The following is a 16,431-nucleotide window of genomic DNA, read 5'->3' on the forward strand; positions in this document are numbered from 1 at the left end:
GGGCCACCCGCCGCGGTGACGGGCGGTGACGGCGGGACTTGGGCGACCGCCCCCACCGGCCGGGTGAGGTGTGTTGGCGGGGGGGGAGCGGGGCCCGCCCGGAGCGCGCCGCAATCGCTTTCCCCCGGGCCCCCGCCCCCGCCCCCGCCCCCCACCCCTCCCTCCACCTCCCCCACCCCTACCCCTTCCCCACCCCACCTGGTGGAGGGAGGAGGAGAGCGGGGGTCACAGGGGCGGGGCACGGGGCTTGGCAGTGGAGTGGGCCTGGCGACCGGAACGAGCGGAGTGGGCGCCGTGGGAGGGCTGGGGGTGGGTGGCGACAGCGAGGGTGGACGGGGAGTCACCGACCACGGCGATGTCACCCGCACGGTCGGTACGCAGGACGGTGGCGCCCAGCGCGCGCAGCCGCTCGACCGTGCGCGGGGACGGGTGACCGTACGCGTTGCCCTCACCGCAGGAGATCAGGGCCAGCCGCGGCCGCAGCGCCGCGGTCAAGTCCCAGTCCTGGTGCGCCGAGCCGTGGTGCGCCACCTTCAGGACGTCGACCCGGCCCAAGCGACCCAACAGGGCGGACTGGGCGGGTGGTTCGAGGTCACCGAGCAGCGCCATCCGCAGACCACCGGCCAGCGACACCAGCAGCGCCACACTCGCGTTGTTCGCGCCGGGCGCCTCCACGGCCGCCCCGGGATCGGGCCACACCACGTCCCAGGCCAACCCCGCACCCGCCGACCGCCGTTCACCACGACCCGCCCGCAGCAACGGCACCCCGGCCCCGGCCACCCAGCCGGCCACCCGGGCCACCTCTCCCGGCGGATCGTCCAGTACCGTGGCCTCGACCGCACCGACCGCACGGCCCCGCAACACCCCCGGCACCCCCTCGACATGGTCCGCGTGAAAATGCGTCAGCAGCAGAAGCGGCACCGTCGTGATGCCGAGGTCGCGCAAGCACCGATCGGCGGCATTCGGGTCCGGCCCCGTGTCGATCACCACCGCGCTGTCCGACGCATCGGCCCGAAGGGCCAACATGTCTCCCTGCCCGACATCGCACATCGCCAGCCGCCACCCCGGCGGCGGCCAGCCGGTGGCGATCCGGGCGAGCTGCGGCGGACGCAGCAACACGGCCAGCAGCACCATCAGCAGGGCACCCGTCACCAGCGCCCGGGCCCAGCGGCGCCGGGTACGGGCCCGCCGGCCGGGCGCCGTCCGCCGGGGCAGCAGGAAGGGCGCCGCCCAGCAGACGGCCAGGGTGGCGAGGGCGACCGTCACCGTCCCGAACCAGCCGCCCGGCCAGGAGAGTTGGCCGCCCGGCAGCTCGGCTCCGCGGCGCGCCACCAAGGCGAGCCAGCTGGCCGGCACTCCGGCCGGTTCGGCGAGCAGGCGGGCCAGGGACGGGAGGAACGGCTGCAGGACGAGCACCCCGAAGCCGAGCAACGTCGCCGGGGCCACCGCCAGTTCGGCCAGCAGGTTGCACGGGATCGCCACCAGGCTGATGTGTCCGGACAGCACCACCGTCACCGGCGCGCACAGCGCCTGGGCGGCCGCCGTCGCCGCCAGTGCGCCCGCCAGGTGGTGCGGCCAACGTCGGGCCCGCAGGGCTTCGGCCCAGTGCGGCCCGAGGACGAGCAGCCCCGCGGTGGCGAGCACCGAGAGCAGGAAGCCGAAGGAGCGGGCCAGGAACGGGTCCAGCAGGACGAGAACCAGCACGGCTCCGGCGAGCGCGGGTACGGCCCGGCGGGGGCGGCCGGTGGCCAGGGCCAGCATGCCGATCAGTCCCGTTCCCGCCGCCCGCAACACGCTGGGCTCGGGTCGGCAGACGGTGACGAAGGCCACCGTCAGCGCCGTGCCCAGCAGGGCGCTGGTGCGCAGCGACAGTCCCAGCACCGCGGCCAGCCCGCGCCGTTCCGCAGTGCCGGCCTGGCCGGGTGCGCCGAGCAGCACGCCGAGGACGATGGCGAGGTTGGCCCCGCTGACGGCCACCAGGTGCACCAGGTCGGTGGCCCGGAAGGCGTCCACCAGATCGTCGGGCAGTCGGGAGGTGTCGCCGACCACGAGCCCCGGGAGCAGCCCACGCGCGTCCGAGGGGAGCCCGTCGGACGCGGTGCGCAGGCCCTCGCGCAGCCGCCCGGCGATCCGCTGCGGCAGGCTCGGCGGCGCGAGCTGCCGGGGCGGGCCGTGGACGGTCAGCAGTGCCGCGGACTCGGTGTCGTAGCCGTCCCCCGCCGGTCGGACCTCGGCCTCGGCGGCCAGCCGCTCGGACGGGAGCAGCCGCAGCCAGGGCTCGCTCTCCAGCCCTCGGACCATGACGGTCACCGGGGTGCGGGTGCGGGTGGCCGGCCCGTCCGGGAGGACGGTGACGCGGTCGGCCACGGCCTCCACGGTGAGGAGGGTCTGCCCGCCGGTGGTGCCGCTGCGGGAGGTGTGGACCTTCGGGTCCCCCTCGACGGTCAGCTCCACCTCCACCGCCGGGGCGGGCGTGCCCGCGGATCGCGGCGGGGCGTGCTCGGCCGCACGGGCGAGCTCCGGCAGCGGCCCCCGGTGCAGGTCGGCGGTGTGCAGCGGGGTCGCGATCGCGGCCGCCGCTCCGGTGAGCAGGACGGCGGCGAGGGTCACCGCGGCCCCGCGCCGGCGCAGGAGGCCCGGTCGCACGAGCAACGGGACGGCCGCGAGCACGGCGACGCCCGCGAGCGAGCGGAGCAGGACCTCGGACCCGGGTTCCAGGGTCAGCAGCGCCGCCGTGACCACCCAGGCCGAGACGGCGGGAAGCAGCAGCCGGAAGTCGGCCGCCGAGGAGCGGGGGCGCGGGAGCGCTGCGGTGACGGCGGACATGGCGGTGCCTCCCTTCGGCGGTGAGCGATTTCGTGCATCGGGAACGAAGTGGGCGTCAGAGCGTCAGCAACGGGCGGAGCTCCGCGAACGTACGGGCGCCGATCCCGCTGACCTGCCGAAGCTGGTCGACCGTGCGGAACGAGCCGTGCGAGGTGCGGTAGGCGAGGATGCGCTGGGCGAGGGTCGGGCCGACGCCCGGAAGGGCGTCGAGCTGTTCGAGGGTGGCGCGGTTGAGGCTGACGGCTGGCCGGGGCGTGCCGGCCCCGGGAGGCCCGTTGGCGCCTCCGGAGAGCGGGACGGGGGCCGGTGCCTGCTCGCCGACCAGGATCTGCTCACCGTCCGTCAGCACGCGGGCCAGGTTGAGGCCCCTGGTGTCCGTCTCCGGCAGCGGACCGCCCGCCGCCCGCAGGGCGTCGGCCACCCGCGAGCCGCCGGGCAGGGTGTGCAGGCCGGGCAGGTGGACCCGCCCGCCGACGTCGATCACGACGGCGGCCTCCGTGCCCGGGCCCGCAGGGGCCTCGGGCGGCCCGGCCCCGGAGGCGGCCGGGACGAGGGCGGAGGGCATGCCCGGCTCCGACGGCGCCGAGGCGACCGCGAGCGCCGGGACGGCCACCGCCTCCGGTCTGGCCAGCCAGAAGTGCTGCACGGCGTAGCCCACCGCGAACAGCAGCAGGATCACCAGCCCGGCCACCGCCCGCCGGTCGAGCCCCAGCGCCGTGGCGAACCGCAGCCGCGCCCCGTCACCCGATGAAGGGCCGACGGGGTCGACCGCTCCCGGCGGCGACGCCTGGGCAGGCAACGGTGGAGCGGCCCCCGGGGACGGGGGAACACCCGCGCAGGGGCCGCCCGCCGGTTCCTCGCCCGTCGGCAACAGCGCCGCCATCCGCAGCCGTACCGTCTCGTTGATCGCTTGGCGCTTAGCCGCGCCCAGGCCCAAGGTCGTCATGGCGAGGACGCTAGGAGGCCGACGGCCGGCCCGCGGAAATTACCGAAACCCTGTGGATAACCCGGGGGTTGTGGATAAAAAACGTCACTCACACGGGTGGGAGGAGCCGGCGAAAGTTGACCGAACCGCCGCCTCAGCGCGGCGCGACCACCACCGCGAGCAGCCCCGGCCCGACGTGCGCGCCGATCACCGCCCCCACCTCGCCCACGTACAGCTCCCGGAGCCCCGGCACCCGCGCCCGCAGCCGCTCCGCGAGCGGCTCGGCCCGGTCCTCGGCCGCCAGGTGGTGCACGGTGATGTCCACCGCGCCCTCCCCCGACCGCTCGACCGCGATCTCCTCCAGCCGGGCGATCGCCCGCGAGGCCGTCCGTACCTTCTCCAGCGGTTCGATCCGCCCCCCGTCCAGGTGCAGCAGCGGCTTGACCGCCAGCGCCGACCCGAGCAGCGCCCGCGCCGCCCCGATCCGTCCGCCCCGGCGCAGGTGCTCCAAGGTGTCCACGTAGAAGAACCCGCTGGTCCCGGCCGCCCGCCGCTCCGCCGCCCCGGCCGCCTCCGCCAGGCCCTGCCCGGCCGCGATCGCCTCGGCGGCCGCCAGCACCCCGTACCCGAGGGCCATGCCGACCAGCCGGCTGTCCACCACCCGCACGGGTACGGGCGCCTCGGCGGCCGCCAGCCGGGCGGCCTCGACCGTGCCGGAGAGCTCGCCGGAGATGTGCACCGAGACGATCCCCTTCGCCCCGGCCTCGGCGGCCGCCCGGTAGACGGCGGCGAAGGCCTCCGGGTTGGGCCGGGAGGTGGTCACCCGCTGTTTGGCGCGCAGCGCCTCGGCGACGTCCTTCGGGGAGATCTCCACGCCCTCGCTGAGGACCGAGTCACCGACCGCGACGCTCAGCGGGACCACCGTGATCCCGTGCCGGTCGAGGCTCTCCTGCGGCAGATAGGCCGTGGAATCGGTGACAAGAGCGAGGTCGGAGGGCATGAGCCGGAGGTTACTCCCCGTTCGTCCGGGAGGACAGCGCACTCCCGGACGCACCGGGGGGAGCCGGGAAATCAGCCCGCCGAGGGGCCTGCCGAGGGCCCCGCCGACGGCTTCCGCAGCCGCTGCGCCAGCTTCACCAGCGGATCAGCCAGCCCGAGCAGCTCCTCGGCGCTCGGCCGCCCCTTCCCGTCCGTCAACCCGGCCCGGGCCGCACCGGCACCACTGGCACCAGCACCGGCACCGGCACCGGCACCGGACGAAGCCCCGGGCGCAGCACCAGCGGAGCCGCCCACCGCGGCGTCCCAATGCCGCAGCGCCCCCGCCTCGCTCTCGCACTCCTGGCTCAGCCGGCTCAGCTCGTCGTCCGCGAACCGGTGCATCCGGTCCTGCGCCGCCCACCGCATGGTCTCCGCCGAATGGACGATCCGCTCCGCCCGCTCCCGCAGCTCCGGCAGCTTGGCCGCGATCCTCGCGGTGTCCGGCTCGCGCTCCAGCATCCGCAGCTCGCCGTCCAGCTCCGCCGCGTGGGCGTCGAGCCGGGTCAGCAGCGCGAGGGCCTCACCGAGCTGGCCGTCCTGCGGCAGCCCGCTCTCCAGCACCTGCCGGGTGCCGTCCAGGGAGGTCCGCAGCTTGAGCCGGACGGTGGCGATCTGCGCGGGCGGGCCGACCTTGGTGTACGTCTTCGCCTTGAGGGTGGCGGTCTCGACGGCGCGCCGGGCGTTGGCCTCGTGCCTCTCCACCTTCGCGGCGACGGCCTTGGCCGCCTTGACCGTGCCGAGCACGGCCAGGACGAGCACCGCGATCCCGAAGAGCAGGACCAAGCCGATCATCACGCCGAACACGTCCATCGCGCGTCACCTTCCGCCACCGGGTCGGCCCCCACCGGGCCCAACGCGGGCCGCACTGCCGAGGGTTCCACCGTAGCCGCCGCACCCGGCCGGGAAACGGTCCGAACAGGCCCGACGGACGGAGATCAGGGACAGATCCGGGATCTCCCCGAGGGCCCGGTACGCGCCGGCGGCACCACAGCAGCGCAGCACCACGGCACACCACCACCGCACCACAGCACACCACCGCGCACCACAGGACACCACCGCGCAAACGCACCGGGCGGGCGCCCCGAAGGACACCCGCCCGGTCAAACCGGTCCCGGCCGCAGACCCGGCCGAGAACTCAGCCGCCCCCTCAGCCCGTCACGATGTTCACCAGCTTCGGCGCCCGCGCGATCACCTTGCGCACCGTCGCGTCACCGATCGCCGCGACCACCGCCGGGTCCGCCAGCGCCAGCGCCTCCAGCTCGGCGTCGGTGATGGTCGGCGCGACCTCCAACCGGGCCTTCACCTTGCCCTTGATCTGCACCACGCAGGTCACCGCCTCGTCGACCACGTACGCCGGGTCGGCGACCGGGTAGTCGGCGTGCGCCAGCGACTCGCCGTGGCCCAGGCGGCGCCACAGCTCCTCGGCGATGTGCGGGGCCAGCGGCGCGACCATCAGCACCAGCTGCTCGGCGACCGACCGCGGCGTGGAGCCGCGCTTGACCAGGAAGTTGTTCAGCTCGATCGCCTTGGCGACGGCCGTGTTGAAGCGCAGCCCGGCCATGTCGCCGCGGATGCCGTCGATCGCCTTGTGCAGGGCGCGCAGGGTCGCCTCGTCCGGCTGCTCCTCGGTGACGACCAGCTCGCCGGTGCTCTCCGAGACGACGTTGCGCCACAGCCGCTGCAGGAAGCGGTACGAGCCGACGACGGCACGGGTGTCCCAGGGGCGGGAGACGTCCAGCGGGCCCATGGACATCTCGTACAGGCGCAGGGTGTCCGCGCCGTACTCGTCGGCGATGTCGTCGGGGGCGACGGCGTTCTTCAGGGACTTGCCCATCTTGCCGGCCTCGCGCTTGACCGGCTCGCCCTGCCAGAAGTACGTGCCGTCGCGCTCCTCGACCTCGGCGGCGGGCACCGGGAAGCCGCGCTCGTCGCGGTAGACGTCCGCGGTGATCATGCCCTGGTTGAACAGCTTGTGGAACGGCTCGACGGAGGAGACGTGGCCCAGGTCGTGCAGCACCTTGTGCCAGAAGCGCGCGTACAGCAGGTGCAGCACGGCGTGCTCGGCGCCGCCGACGTACAGGTCGGCGCCGCCGGCCGGCTTGGCCGCGGTGGGGCCCAGCCAGTAGCGCTCGTTGGCCGGGTCGGCGACGGCCTCGGTGTTGGTCGGGTCGACGTAGCGCAGGTCGTACCAGCACGAACCCGCCCAGTTGGGCATGGTGTTGGTCTCGCGGCGGTACTTCTTGACCCCGTCGCCCAGGTCCAGCTCGACGTTGACCCAGCCCTCGTTGCGCGACAGCGGGGTCTCCGGCGAGGAGTCCGAGTCGAACGGGTCGTAGGTGCGCGGCGAGTAGTCGTCGACCTCGGGGACCTCGACCGGCAGCATCGACTCGGGCAGCGCGTGCATCACGCCGTCCTCGTCGTAGACGATCGGGAAGGGCTCGCCCCAGTACCGCTGGCGGCTGAACAGCCAGTCACGCAGGCGGTAGTTGACGGTGCCCTCACCGATGCCGCGCTCGGCCAGCCACGCGGTGACGGCGGCCTTGGCGTCGACGACGCTCAGCCCGTTCAGCGACAGGTCGCCTTCGGAGCGCGCGGAGTTGACGATGACCGAGTCGTAGGTGTCGAAGGCGTCGTCCCAGGCCGCCGGCTCCTCGCCGCGCCCGTCGGTCGGCTCGACGACGCAGCGCATCGGCAGGCCGAAGGCGCGGGCGAAGGCGAAGTCGCGGTGGTCGTGGGCGGGGACGGCCATGATGGCGCCGGTGCCGTAGCCCATCAGCACGTAGTCGGCGATGAACACCGGGACGGACTCGCCGCTGACCGGGTTGACCGCGTAGGCGCCGGTGAAGACACCGGTCTTGACCTTGGCCTCGACCTGCCGCTCGACGTCCGACTTGGCGGCGGCCGCGGCGCGGTAGGCCGCGACGGCCTCGGCGGGGGTGGCAGCGCCACCGGTCCACTCCGCGGGCACGTCCTGCGGCCAGGCGGCGGGGACGATGGAGTCGACCAGGTCGTGTTCGGGCGCCAGCACCATGTAGGTGGCGCCGAACAGGGTGTCGGGCCGGGTGGTGAAGACGGTGATCCTGCCGGTGTCGACGGCGAAGTCGACCCGGGCGCCCTCGGAGCGGCCGATCCAGTTGCGCTGCTGCAGCTTGATGGCCTCGGGCCAGTCCAGCAGGTCCAGGTCGGCGATCAGACGGTCGGAGTACGCGGTGATGCGCATCATCCACTGGCGCAGGTTGGACTTGAACACCGGGAAGTTGCCGCGCTCGGAGCGGCCGTCCGCGGTGACCTCCTCGTTGGCCAGCACGGTGCCCAGGCCCGGGCACCAGTTGACCGGCACCTCCTTGGCGTAGGCCAGGCGGTACTCGCCCAGCACCTCGTCGCGCTCGGCGGCCGACAGCTCGGCCCAGGCGCGCCCGCCCGGCACCTCACGCGAGCCGGACTCGAACTGGCCGACCAGCTCGGCGATCGGACGGGCCTTGCGGGCGTCCTCGTCGTACCAGGAGTTGAAGATCTGCAGGAAGATCCACTGGGTCCAGCGGTAGTAGTCCGGGTCGATCGTGGAGATCGAGCGGCGCGGGTCGTGGCCCAGGCCCAGCCGGCGCAGCTGCTGGCGCATGTTGGCGATGTTGGCCTCGGTGGAGACCCGCGGGTGGGTGCCGGTCTGCACCGCGTACTGCTCGGCGGGCAGGCCGAAGGCGTCGTAGCCCAGCGTGTGCAGCACGTTGTGGCCGGTCATCCGCTGGTAGCGGGCGAAGACGTCGGTCGCGATGTAGCCCAGCGGGTGGCCGACGTGCAGGCCCGCGCCCGAGGGGTACGGGAACATGTCCATGATGAAGCTGTGCGGCTTCGCGGCGACGTCACCCGCGGACGGGTCGGCCAGCGCACCGGTGGGGTTGGGGGCGTGGAAGGTGCCCTCCTTCTCCCAGAGGTCCTGCCAGCGGGACTCGATGTCCGCCGCCAGCGCGGCGCTGTACCGGAACGGCTCGGTCGCGGTCTCGGCCGCGCCGGACGCAGGGGTCGTCTCGCTCATGGTCCTTCAAGCTCCATCGGTGTCAGTTGGCGAACCGCGCGACGCGGCCGGCCCGTGGACCCGGCCCATGACGCGGGCGGGGGCGGAAAACAAAAAATCCCCTCGCAGGAGGGGACGCCACGCCGACTCCGGCACCGCCCGAGGGCGCGGCCGGTCCTGGTCAGCGCGGCCGGCTAAGGAGCAGGCGCACGGTTCGCATGGGCTCAGGGTACCGCAAGCAGGTCAGGGCGCTTCCGGGGATACCGCACGGCGGACGGCACGCAGCGGGGCCCGGATCGCCACACCGCGGACAGTGCGCCGCGGTGCCCGGATCACCGCGCCGCCGCCCGCCCCGCCGCGTCGAAGTCCCGCAGTGCCTTCGCCAGCCGCTCCGACTGCATCCCCGCCGCCAGTGAGCGCGCCTGTGCCACCGTGCGGGCCGCCTCGCGCTGGTCGCCGAGCCGCCGGTGGGTCTCGGCGAGCCGGACCATCAGCAGCGCCTTGGAGCGGGCCCGCCCCGGCCCGAGCCCGGCGACGGCCTCGGCGAGCAGCGGCTTGGCCATCCGGCACCGGCCGAGCGCCAGCCGCCCCTCCCCCACCATCCCGGCGAGGTCGGCCCGGGCCTCCTCGGCGCCGGGCAGGCCGTCCAGTTCGGCGAAGGCCCGGGCGGCGAAGGCCTCGGCCTGCTCGGCCTCGCCGCGGCGGCCGTGGGCACGCGAGATCCGGCCGAGCTGGCGGGCCCGGGAGGTGGGGCTGAGCGCGGGGCCGTGGGTGTCCAGGGCGGTGCACAGCGCGGCGACGGCGTCCAGGCCGCGCCCGCCGGCGCCCTGGGTGGCGAGCACCACCAGCGCGCCGAGCCCGGCGACGCCGAGCCTGGGGTCGCCGCTGACGTGGGCGGCGCGCAGCGCGGCGACGAAGGCCCGCTGGGCGGCGGCGTCGTGGCCGAGGTCGTAGGCGGCCCAGCCGGCCAGCCGGGCGAGCCTGCTGGCCGTCCCGTACAGCTCGCGACCCAGTCGTTCGTCGTACGAGCCGAGCTCCAACAGCTTGGCCAGCATGGCGAGTTCGGCCCTGGCGGGGCCGAGGACGAGGCCGCCGCCGCAGGAGCGTTCGAGCCGCTGCTTGCTCCGGCAGGACAGGCCGAGCTCACCGACCAGCCCGGGGTCGACGCGCAGCGCGCCCTCGCCGCCCCCGACCGGCGGCGGCGGGGAGGCGAGCCGTCCGGCGGCGTGGTCGAGGTCGGCGCTGCGGAACAGGTCGGTGAGGCGGACGGGTCCGGCGTCGGTGGCCGCCTCGCGCAGCGCGGTCTGGGCGGTGTCGGCGGTCCACGGGTCGGTGAGCAGCCGGGGCGAGAGGATCTTGGCGCCGCGGTGGCCGCCCATCCGGCCCCAGAGCTGCTCGTAGGTGACGGCTATGCCCAGGGTGCGGCTGAGCACCTCGCAGACCGTCTGGTCGTGCGGGCTGCGCGGCACCATGCCGCGGTCGCGCCACTTGTACGGGGCGGTGGAGCTGATGGCCAGGCCCGGCGGCAGGGCGAGGCTCACCTCGCGGGCCAGCCGTTCCGGACTCCAGCCGAGCTGGTGCAGTATCCGGGCCAGCTCCTCGTTCCGCCTTCGCTGCAGATCGGCCATGGCACGACGGTAGCGGTCTTTCCCACCCGCCCGCCGGTGGCATGGACACAACGGCGAAGAGCCGCCCCCCGTGACGGGAGGCGGCTCTTGATCACTGTGGAGCTATGGGGAATTGAACCCCAGACCTCTTGCATGCCATGCAAGCGCTCTACCAACTGAGCTATAGCCCCTTGACCTGCGATGTCACCGGGTTTCTCGGCCGTTTCCGTCCGTTTCCCTCGGCGACATCGACTACTTTACACGGTCCGGGGGGTGCTCCAGAAATCCGTTTCCCGAGGTGCGGCCGACGCCCGCGGCCGCACCTCGAAAACCCGTCCTGCCACAAGCACGTCCTGCCGCCGACGCGGCCCGCCTGCGCCGCGCCTCGCCGCGAACGCGCCTACCGCGCCGCCCGCCCGCTGCGCGCGGCGAAGCCCGCTCCGGCGAGCACCCCGACGGCGTTGACCACGAGGGTCACCTCCAGCGCGTGCCCGGATTCGGCGGCCGGCGCCGGCAGGGCCACCTGCCCGAGGAACACCGAGCCGAGCACCGCGACCCCGATCACCTGCCCGAGCTGGATGACCGTCACCATCACCCCGCTGGCATCGGCCGCGTCCCCGGGCGCCACCCCCGCGAGCGCCCGGGCAAACAGCGGCGCGTACGCGCAGCCGGCGACCAGGCCGAGCGCGGCCATCTCCGCCAGCGGTACCGCCCCGATCTCGGCGCCGCCGCCGAGCAGCACCCCCAGCAGCAGGTAGCCGCCCCCGAGCAGCACGGCGGCGAGCACCGGCAGCAGCCCGTGCAACCGGCCCGGCAGCCGGTGCCAGTGCAGGCTGGACAGCCCGAAGCCGACCGCGACGGGCGCCGAGCAGAGCCCGGCGCGCAGCGCGCTGTGGCCGAGCGCGGCCTGCTGGTGCAGGGCGAAGGCGAACATGAAGCCCGAGAAGGCCGCCATGATCGAGAACAGGCCGGCCGCCGCCGGGCGCAGCCCGGGGGCGCGCAGCACCCGTCCGGAGATCAGCGGCTGCCCGCCGCGCCGGGCGACGCCCCGCTCGACCACCGTGAACGCGCCGAACAGCAGCACGCTGCCCGCGATCATCACCCAGCCCCAGGCCGGCCAGCCGAGCTCGTGGCCGAGCACCAGCGGCACCACCAGCAGGCCGAGCGCGGCGCCCAGCACCACCAGGCCGGGGACGTCGAAGCCCCGCGAGGCGTCGCCGGGCAGCCGCGGCAGCAGCCGGGCGCCGGCCGCCAGCAGCACCACCCCGAGCGGCACGTTGACCAGGAAGACCGGCCGCCACCCGGCGCCGAACAGATCGGCGCTGACCAGCACCCCGCCGAGCACCTGCCCGAGCGCCATCCCGACGGCCAGCACCGCCGAGTAGAGGCCGAGTGCCCGGGTGCGGGCGGCGCCGGTGAAGGTGCGCTGCAGCAGGCTCATCACCTGCGGCACCATCAGCGCCGAGCCCGCGCCCTGCAGCAGCCGGAAGGCGATCAGCCAGCCGGTGGCCGGGGCGAGGCCGCAGGCCAGCGAGGTGGCGGTGAAGGCGGCCAGGCCGAGCTGGAACAGTCGACTGTAGCCGTAGCGGGCACCGAGCCGGGCGCCGGTGATCAGCAGGACCGCGTAGCTGATGGTGTAGCCGGCGATCACCAGTTGCAGGGCGGCGCCGGAGGCGCCCAGGTCGGTGCGGATGGTGGGCACCGCGACGTTGACGATGGAGACGTCGAGCACGGCCATGAACTGCCCGCACAGGACGAGCGCGAGGAGGAGCCCCGGCCGTACCGCCGGGGCCCCGGTGGTGCCTCCGGCCACGCCGGGCCGGATCTGTAGGTCCGTCATGGCGACCAGCCTGGGGCCGCCCCGGTACTGGTGGTTAGAGCCTGCTGATCCTGGTACTGGCAGCACCTGTATCGCCGGCGCGCGCTGCGGCACGATGGACGGCATGACCGTACTTCAGGACCTGCCCACCGCGACGGGCGGCCGCGACCGCCGTCGGACCGAGCTGGCCCGCTTCCTGAAGGCCTGCCGGGCGCGGGTCACCCCCGAGGACGTCGGTCTGCCGCCGGGGCTGCGCCGCCGCACGCCGGGCCTGCGGCGCGAGGAGGTCGCACAGCTCGCCGGGGTCGGGGTCACCTGGTACACGTGGCTGGAGCAGGGCCGTCCGATCAACGCGAGCGAGCAGGTGCTGCTGGCGGTGGCCCGGGCGCTGCGGCTGGACGGCACCGAGCGCCAGCACCTGTTCCGGCTGGCCGGTCTGGCCCCCTCCCCGCTCGCGCAGCCCGCGCCGCCGGAGCTGAGCCCGTCGATCCAGGTGATCCTGGACTCGCTCGTCCCGCTGCCGGCGGCGGTCTCCAACACCCGGTTCGACGTGCTGAGCTTCAACCAGCCGTACCGCTCGCTGTTCGGCACCGAGCTGATGCGCCCGTCCCACGGGGTCTTCTTCAACAGCCTCTGGTGCATGCTGACCACGCCGTCGTGCTGCAACCCGTGCGAGAACCCGGACGAGACCCTGCCGCGGATGGTGGCGGTGCTGCGCTCGGCGTACGGCAAGCACGTCGGTGAGCCGGCCTGGGAGGCCCACGTGCAGCGGCTGTCGGCGCGCAGCGAGCTGTTCCGGGAGCTGTGGGCCCGCCAGGAGGTGGCCCCGCCGAAGACCCTGCTGCGGATCTTCCGCCACCCGGTGCTCGGCGTGGTGCGGCTGAACGCCACCTACCTGACGATGCCGGGCGTGCCGGAGTGCTACATCGTGGTGTACGTCCCGGAGAGCCCGGACGACCGGGAGCTGGTCGAGCGGCTGAACTCCCTGCCGCCGGGCGGCTGGAGGCACACCTGCGAGGCGTGAGGGGCCGGGCGAAAGCCGAGGGAAGCCGGGGGGGGAAGCCGGCAAAACCCGAGAGGCCGCCACCCGGTGGGTGGCGGCCTCTCGAACTGCTGTGGAGCTATGGGGAATTGAACCCCAGACCTCTTGCATGCCATGCAAGCGCTCTACCAACTGAGCTATAGCCCCGCGACACGGACGACCCTGGCCTCGAAACTCTAACTGACCACGACCGCCGATGCGGAGTGGAGCTATGGGGAATTGAACCCCAGACCTCTTGCATGCCATGCAAGCGCTCTACCAACTGAGCTATAGCCCCGCACTCACCGGATCTCCCGCTTCCCTTCCGGGCCGCGTTCCTTCCCTGCGAACGAGGAAGACTCTAGCTGGTCAGGCCCGGAACTGCGAAATCCGCCCCCTCCGGGCCCCAGCGAAGCCCCCCGTCGCCCGAGTGCCGGCGCGCCCCGGCCGTCGGGACCGAACCGTCGGGACCGAGCCCTCAGGTGTCGTCGCCGATGACCGGCTGCGGGAGCGTGCCCGCGTTGTGCTCCAGCAGCCGCCAGCCGCGCGCCCCCTTGCCGAGCACCGACCAGCAGCAGTTGGACAGCCCGCCGAAGCACTCCCACAGCGCCGGCTCCAGGCCCAGCAGGCGGCCGAGCATGGTGCGGATGGTGCCGCCGTGGCTGACCACGACCAGCGTGCCGCTCTCCGGCAGCTTGGCGACGGCCTCCAGCACCACCGGCACCGAGCGGTCGGCGACCTCGGTGGACAGCTCCCCGCCGCCGCGCCGCACCGGCTCCCCGGCCGCCCAGGCCGCGTACTCCTCCGGGTAGCGCTCACGGATCTCGGCGTTGGTCAGGCCCTGCCAGGAGCCCGCGTAGGTCTCCCGCAGGCCCTCGTGGTGCTGCACGTCGAGCCCGGTGACCGCCGCCAGCTCCTCGGCGGTGCGCCGGGCGCGCTTGAGGTCCGAGGAGATCAGCAGGTCCGGGCGCAGGCCCGAGAGCAGCCGGGCCGCCCGCTGGGCCTGCAGGACGCCCTGACCGGTCAGCTCGATGTCCGTGCTGCCCTGGAAGCGCGACTCGAGGTTCCAGGAGGTCTGACCGTGCCGCCAGAAGACGACGCGCGGGCCGCGCGCGTTCCGGCTCAGTGCAGGTCCTCGGGCTTGCCGAAGTCGTCGGCCGGGGCGACGGCGTTGCCGGCCTGGTCGGTGATGGCGTCGGGGCGGTTGCGCGAGGCCATGGCGTCCTCGGGCAGCGGCAGCTCGGGGCAGTCCTTCCAGAGCCGGTCCAGCGAGTAGAAGGAGCGCTCCTCGGAGTGCTGGACGTGCACGACGATGTCGAGGTAGTCGAGCAGGATCCAGCGGCCCTCGCGCTCGCCCTCGCGGCGCACCGGCTTGATGTCCAGCTGCTCGCGCAGCTGGTCCTCGATCTCCTCGGCGATCGAGCGGACCTGGCGGTCGTTGTTCGCGGAGGCGATCAGGAAGGCGTCGGTGATCGACAGCACCTCGCTGACGTCGAAGGCGATGATGTTGTGCGCCAGCTTGTCGGCCGCCGCCTGCGCGGCGACGGTGATGAGCTGCTGGCTGTGGTCGGTGACGGTCACGGTGTTCTTCCGGCTCGGCGGCTTGGGGGGACCCCGGCGCTCAGCCGGGGGTCGCCTTCCAGGATCTCACGCCGCCCCGGCGGCCCCGGAACCGTTTTCCGGGGCCGCCGACGGCCGGGCGCGGCCGAACCGGGCCCGGCCGTCGGCGCCGGGCGCCGGCCGGAGGGGCCGGACCCGATCGCCGACCTACTGCTTCGGCGGCTGGTAGTCCTTGCCGAGCACGACCACCAGGTCCGCGTTCTGGGCGTCGCCCACCTTCTTCACGGCCGAGTCCGGCAGCCCCAGGCTGGTCGCCAGCGACTTCGCCGCGGCCTGCCGGGCGTCGTCGGTGTAGCGGATCTCACTGGTGGCCTGCGCGGCGGTCTTGGCGCCGCCCGGGATGAAGGTCAGGCCCGAGTTGACGATCTGGACCTGCGCGGCGGCCGCGGCCGCGTCGTTGCCGCTGGCGTCCTGCAGCGAGACCCGGGCCGAGGTGTCACCGGCCGCCGCGGACTTCACGGTGCCGCCGAGCACGTCCTTGACCTGCTTGCCCGCCGTCGCCTCGTCCAGCCCGCCGTCCGGCTTGACGGTCAGCGCGGCGGTGCCGAAGTGGCCGTCCTTCGCCTGCTGGGCGAGCTGGGCGAGCACCCCGGCGAGGGCGTCCTCGGGCAGCGAGGGGTCGAGCACCGCGTTCATCCGGTGCACGTCGTCCTTGGCGTCCTTGAACTCGGTCGGCATGGTGCGCACCACCGCGTCCATCACCTGCCCGAACCGGGCCAGCTGGGCGTCCCGGTTCTCACCCGGCCCCTGCAAGGTGGCGTACGCGACCGCGGCCTTGCCGCTGAGCAGGGTGTTCTTGCCCGCCGCGGACAGCAGCTTGCCGTCCGGCTTGCCGCCCTCGTGGGTCTCGGCGTTGGTGTCCACCCGGACACCGCCGAGCTGGGAGACCAGCATCTCCAGGTACGGGGTGTCCAGCCGCCAGGTGCCCGCCACCGGGGCGCCGAGCACGGTGGCCAGGCCGTCGCGGGTCGCCGAGGCGCCGATCGCGTCCATGGCCTGGCCGACGGTGGTCACCGGCGGATCGCCCGGGCCGGGCAGCCGCAGGTTGTCGGGCAGCAGCAGCACCGTGCCCTTGTGCCCGGAGGCGTCGTTGACCAGCAGCGCGCTGGACGTCTTGCCCTGCAGGTCGCGCAGGTGGACGACGTTGACCTGGCGCCCGCCGGCCGCGGCGGCCGCGGTCGGCTTGTCGCCGGTGAACCACAGGTAGCCGCCGACGCCGCCCGCCGCGAGCGCCAGCACCACGCCGAGGCCGACCAGCCGGTTGCGCAGCTTGCGGCGGCGCTCGGCGCGCACCTCGCTGCGCGACTCGGCGAACTTCAGCCAGTCGATGACGTCCTCGGACTCCTCCGCCTCCTCGTCGACGAAGGTGAACTCGCCCGTGGTGTAGCTGTCCTTGGGCGCCCGGGATCCGGCCTTGCCGGAGCGGGCCCCGGCGACCTGCTCGGAGGGCGCCTCGGGCTTGTCCGGGGCCGCCTCGGCGGCCGGCCGGGGCGTGCGCGGGCGCGGCGGCGGCACGGCGGCGGGAGCCGCGGGCTCGACGGGAGCGGGCGCGGCCGCGGCGGC

The 16,431-nt window shown here is 74.4% G+C and carries 11 protein-coding genes and 3 tRNA genes; 1 reads left to right on the forward strand and 13 read right to left on the reverse strand.

Annotated elements, in window-relative coordinates:
- Nucleotides 1–225 precede the first annotated feature (225 nt).
- From ACFVWU_RS40975 to ACFVWU_RS41010, 8 genes are all read right to left on the reverse strand, one after another.
- The gene (locus tag ACFVWU_RS40975; protein WP_387630877.1) at nucleotides 226–2,826 is read right to left on the reverse strand and encodes a ComEC/Rec2 family competence protein; all 2,601 of its coding nucleotides are present in this window, start codon (nucleotides 2,824–2,826) and stop codon (nucleotides 226–228) included.
- Nucleotides 2,827–2,881: 55 nt separating this feature from the next.
- Nucleotides 2,882–3,772 carry a helix-hairpin-helix domain-containing protein gene (locus tag ACFVWU_RS40980; RefSeq protein WP_387630880.1) on the reverse strand — a complete coding sequence of 297 codons (891 nt, stop codon included), beginning with the start codon at nucleotides 3,770–3,772 and terminating at the stop codon, nucleotides 2,882–2,884.
- A 133-nt stretch (nucleotides 3,773–3,905) separates the two neighbouring features.
- On the reverse strand, nucleotides 3,906–4,751 hold the full coding sequence (locus ACFVWU_RS40985; protein WP_387630882.1) for a DegV family protein: 846 nt from the start codon (nucleotides 4,749–4,751) through the stop codon (nucleotides 3,906–3,908).
- Nucleotides 4,752–4,822: 71 nt separating this feature from the next.
- A complete protein-coding gene (locus ACFVWU_RS40990) occupies nucleotides 4,823–5,599 on the reverse strand; it encodes a hypothetical protein (RefSeq protein ID WP_387630885.1) in 777 nt (258 codons plus the stop codon).
- A gap of 337 nt (nucleotides 5,600–5,936) precedes the next feature.
- Nucleotides 5,937–8,822 carry a leucine--tRNA ligase gene (leuS, locus tag ACFVWU_RS40995; RefSeq protein WP_387630887.1) on the reverse strand — a complete coding sequence of 962 codons (2,886 nt, stop codon included), beginning with the start codon at nucleotides 8,820–8,822 and terminating at the stop codon, nucleotides 5,937–5,939.
- A 311-nt stretch (nucleotides 8,823–9,133) separates the two neighbouring features.
- Nucleotides 9,134–10,429 carry a hypothetical protein gene (locus ACFVWU_RS41000; RefSeq protein ID WP_387630889.1) on the reverse strand — a complete coding sequence of 432 codons (1,296 nt, stop codon included), beginning with the start codon at nucleotides 10,427–10,429 and terminating at the stop codon, nucleotides 9,134–9,136.
- Between the two features lie 97 nt (nucleotides 10,430–10,526).
- Nucleotides 10,527–10,599: transfer RNA gene (locus ACFVWU_RS41005), tRNA-Ala, on the reverse strand.
- 209 nt (nucleotides 10,600–10,808) lie between these two features.
- The gene (locus tag ACFVWU_RS41010; protein WP_387630892.1) at nucleotides 10,809–12,248 is read right to left on the reverse strand and encodes an MFS transporter; all 1,440 of its coding nucleotides are present in this window, start codon (nucleotides 12,246–12,248) and stop codon (nucleotides 10,809–10,811) included.
- Between the two features lie 103 nt (nucleotides 12,249–12,351).
- Here ACFVWU_RS41010 and ACFVWU_RS41015 point away from each other — a divergent pair, with 103 nt between their 5' ends.
- Nucleotides 12,352–13,251, forward strand: a complete 900-nt coding sequence (locus tag ACFVWU_RS41015) for a helix-turn-helix transcriptional regulator (RefSeq protein ID WP_387630895.1) — start codon at nucleotides 12,352–12,354, stop codon at nucleotides 13,249–13,251.
- 92 nt (nucleotides 13,252–13,343) lie between these two features.
- Here ACFVWU_RS41015 and ACFVWU_RS41020 read toward each other — a convergent pair.
- The 5 genes from ACFVWU_RS41020 to ACFVWU_RS41040 all read right to left on the reverse strand — a co-directional run.
- A tRNA-Ala gene (locus ACFVWU_RS41020) sits at nucleotides 13,344–13,416 on the reverse strand.
- 57 nt (nucleotides 13,417–13,473) lie between these two features.
- Nucleotides 13,474–13,546: transfer RNA gene (locus ACFVWU_RS41025), tRNA-Ala, on the reverse strand.
- Nucleotides 13,547–13,726: 180 nt separating this feature from the next.
- Nucleotides 13,727–14,374: a histidine phosphatase family protein gene (locus tag ACFVWU_RS41030; RefSeq protein WP_387630903.1), complete on the reverse strand. Its 648-nt coding sequence runs from the start codon at nucleotides 14,372–14,374 to the stop codon at nucleotides 13,727–13,729.
- Nucleotides 14,371–14,829, reverse strand: a complete 459-nt coding sequence (gene rsfS / locus ACFVWU_RS41035; protein ID WP_387630898.1) for a ribosome silencing factor — start codon at nucleotides 14,827–14,829, stop codon at nucleotides 14,371–14,373. Before rsfS ends, ACFVWU_RS41030 begins: the two co-directional genes overlap by 4 nt.
- A 186-nt stretch (nucleotides 14,830–15,015) precedes the next feature.
- On the reverse strand, nucleotides 15,016–16,431 hold a 1,416-nt coding region (locus ACFVWU_RS41040; protein ID WP_387630901.1), incomplete at its 5' end, for a LytR C-terminal domain-containing protein.

The sequence above is a fragment of the Kitasatospora sp. NPDC058190 genome, from assembly GCF_042883685.1.
Taxonomy (GTDB): domain Bacteria; phylum Actinomycetota; class Actinomycetes; order Streptomycetales; family Streptomycetaceae; genus Kitasatospora.

Bases quoted from the DNA above. Each gene is read 5' to 3' on its own strand.
- ACFVWU_RS40975 (WP_387630877.1), bottom strand. From the start codon at position 2,826: ATGTCCGCCGTCACCGCAGCGCTCCCGCGCCCCCGCTCCTCGGCGGCC.
- ACFVWU_RS40985 (WP_387630882.1), bottom strand. From the start codon at position 4,751: ATGCCCTCCGACCTCGCTCTTGTCACCGATTCCACGGCCTATCTGCCG.
- ACFVWU_RS41015 (WP_387630895.1), top strand. From the start codon at position 12,352: ATGACCGTACTTCAGGACCTGCCCACCGCGACGGGCGGCCGCGACCGC.
- ACFVWU_RS41000 (WP_387630889.1), bottom strand. From the start codon at position 10,429: ATGGCCGATCTGCAGCGAAGGCGGAACGAGGAGCTGGCCCGGATACTG.
- ACFVWU_RS40980 (WP_387630880.1), bottom strand. From the start codon at position 3,772: ATGACGACCTTGGGCCTGGGCGCGGCTAAGCGCCAAGCGATCAACGAG.
- ACFVWU_RS41010 (WP_387630892.1), bottom strand. From the start codon at position 12,248: ATGACGGACCTACAGATCCGGCCCGGCGTGGCCGGAGGCACCACCGGG.
- ACFVWU_RS40990 (WP_387630885.1), bottom strand. From the start codon at position 5,599: ATGGACGTGTTCGGCGTGATGATCGGCTTGGTCCTGCTCTTCGGGATC.
- leuS (WP_387630887.1), bottom strand. From the start codon at position 8,822: ATGAGCGAGACGACCCCTGCGTCCGGCGCGGCCGAGACCGCGACCGAG.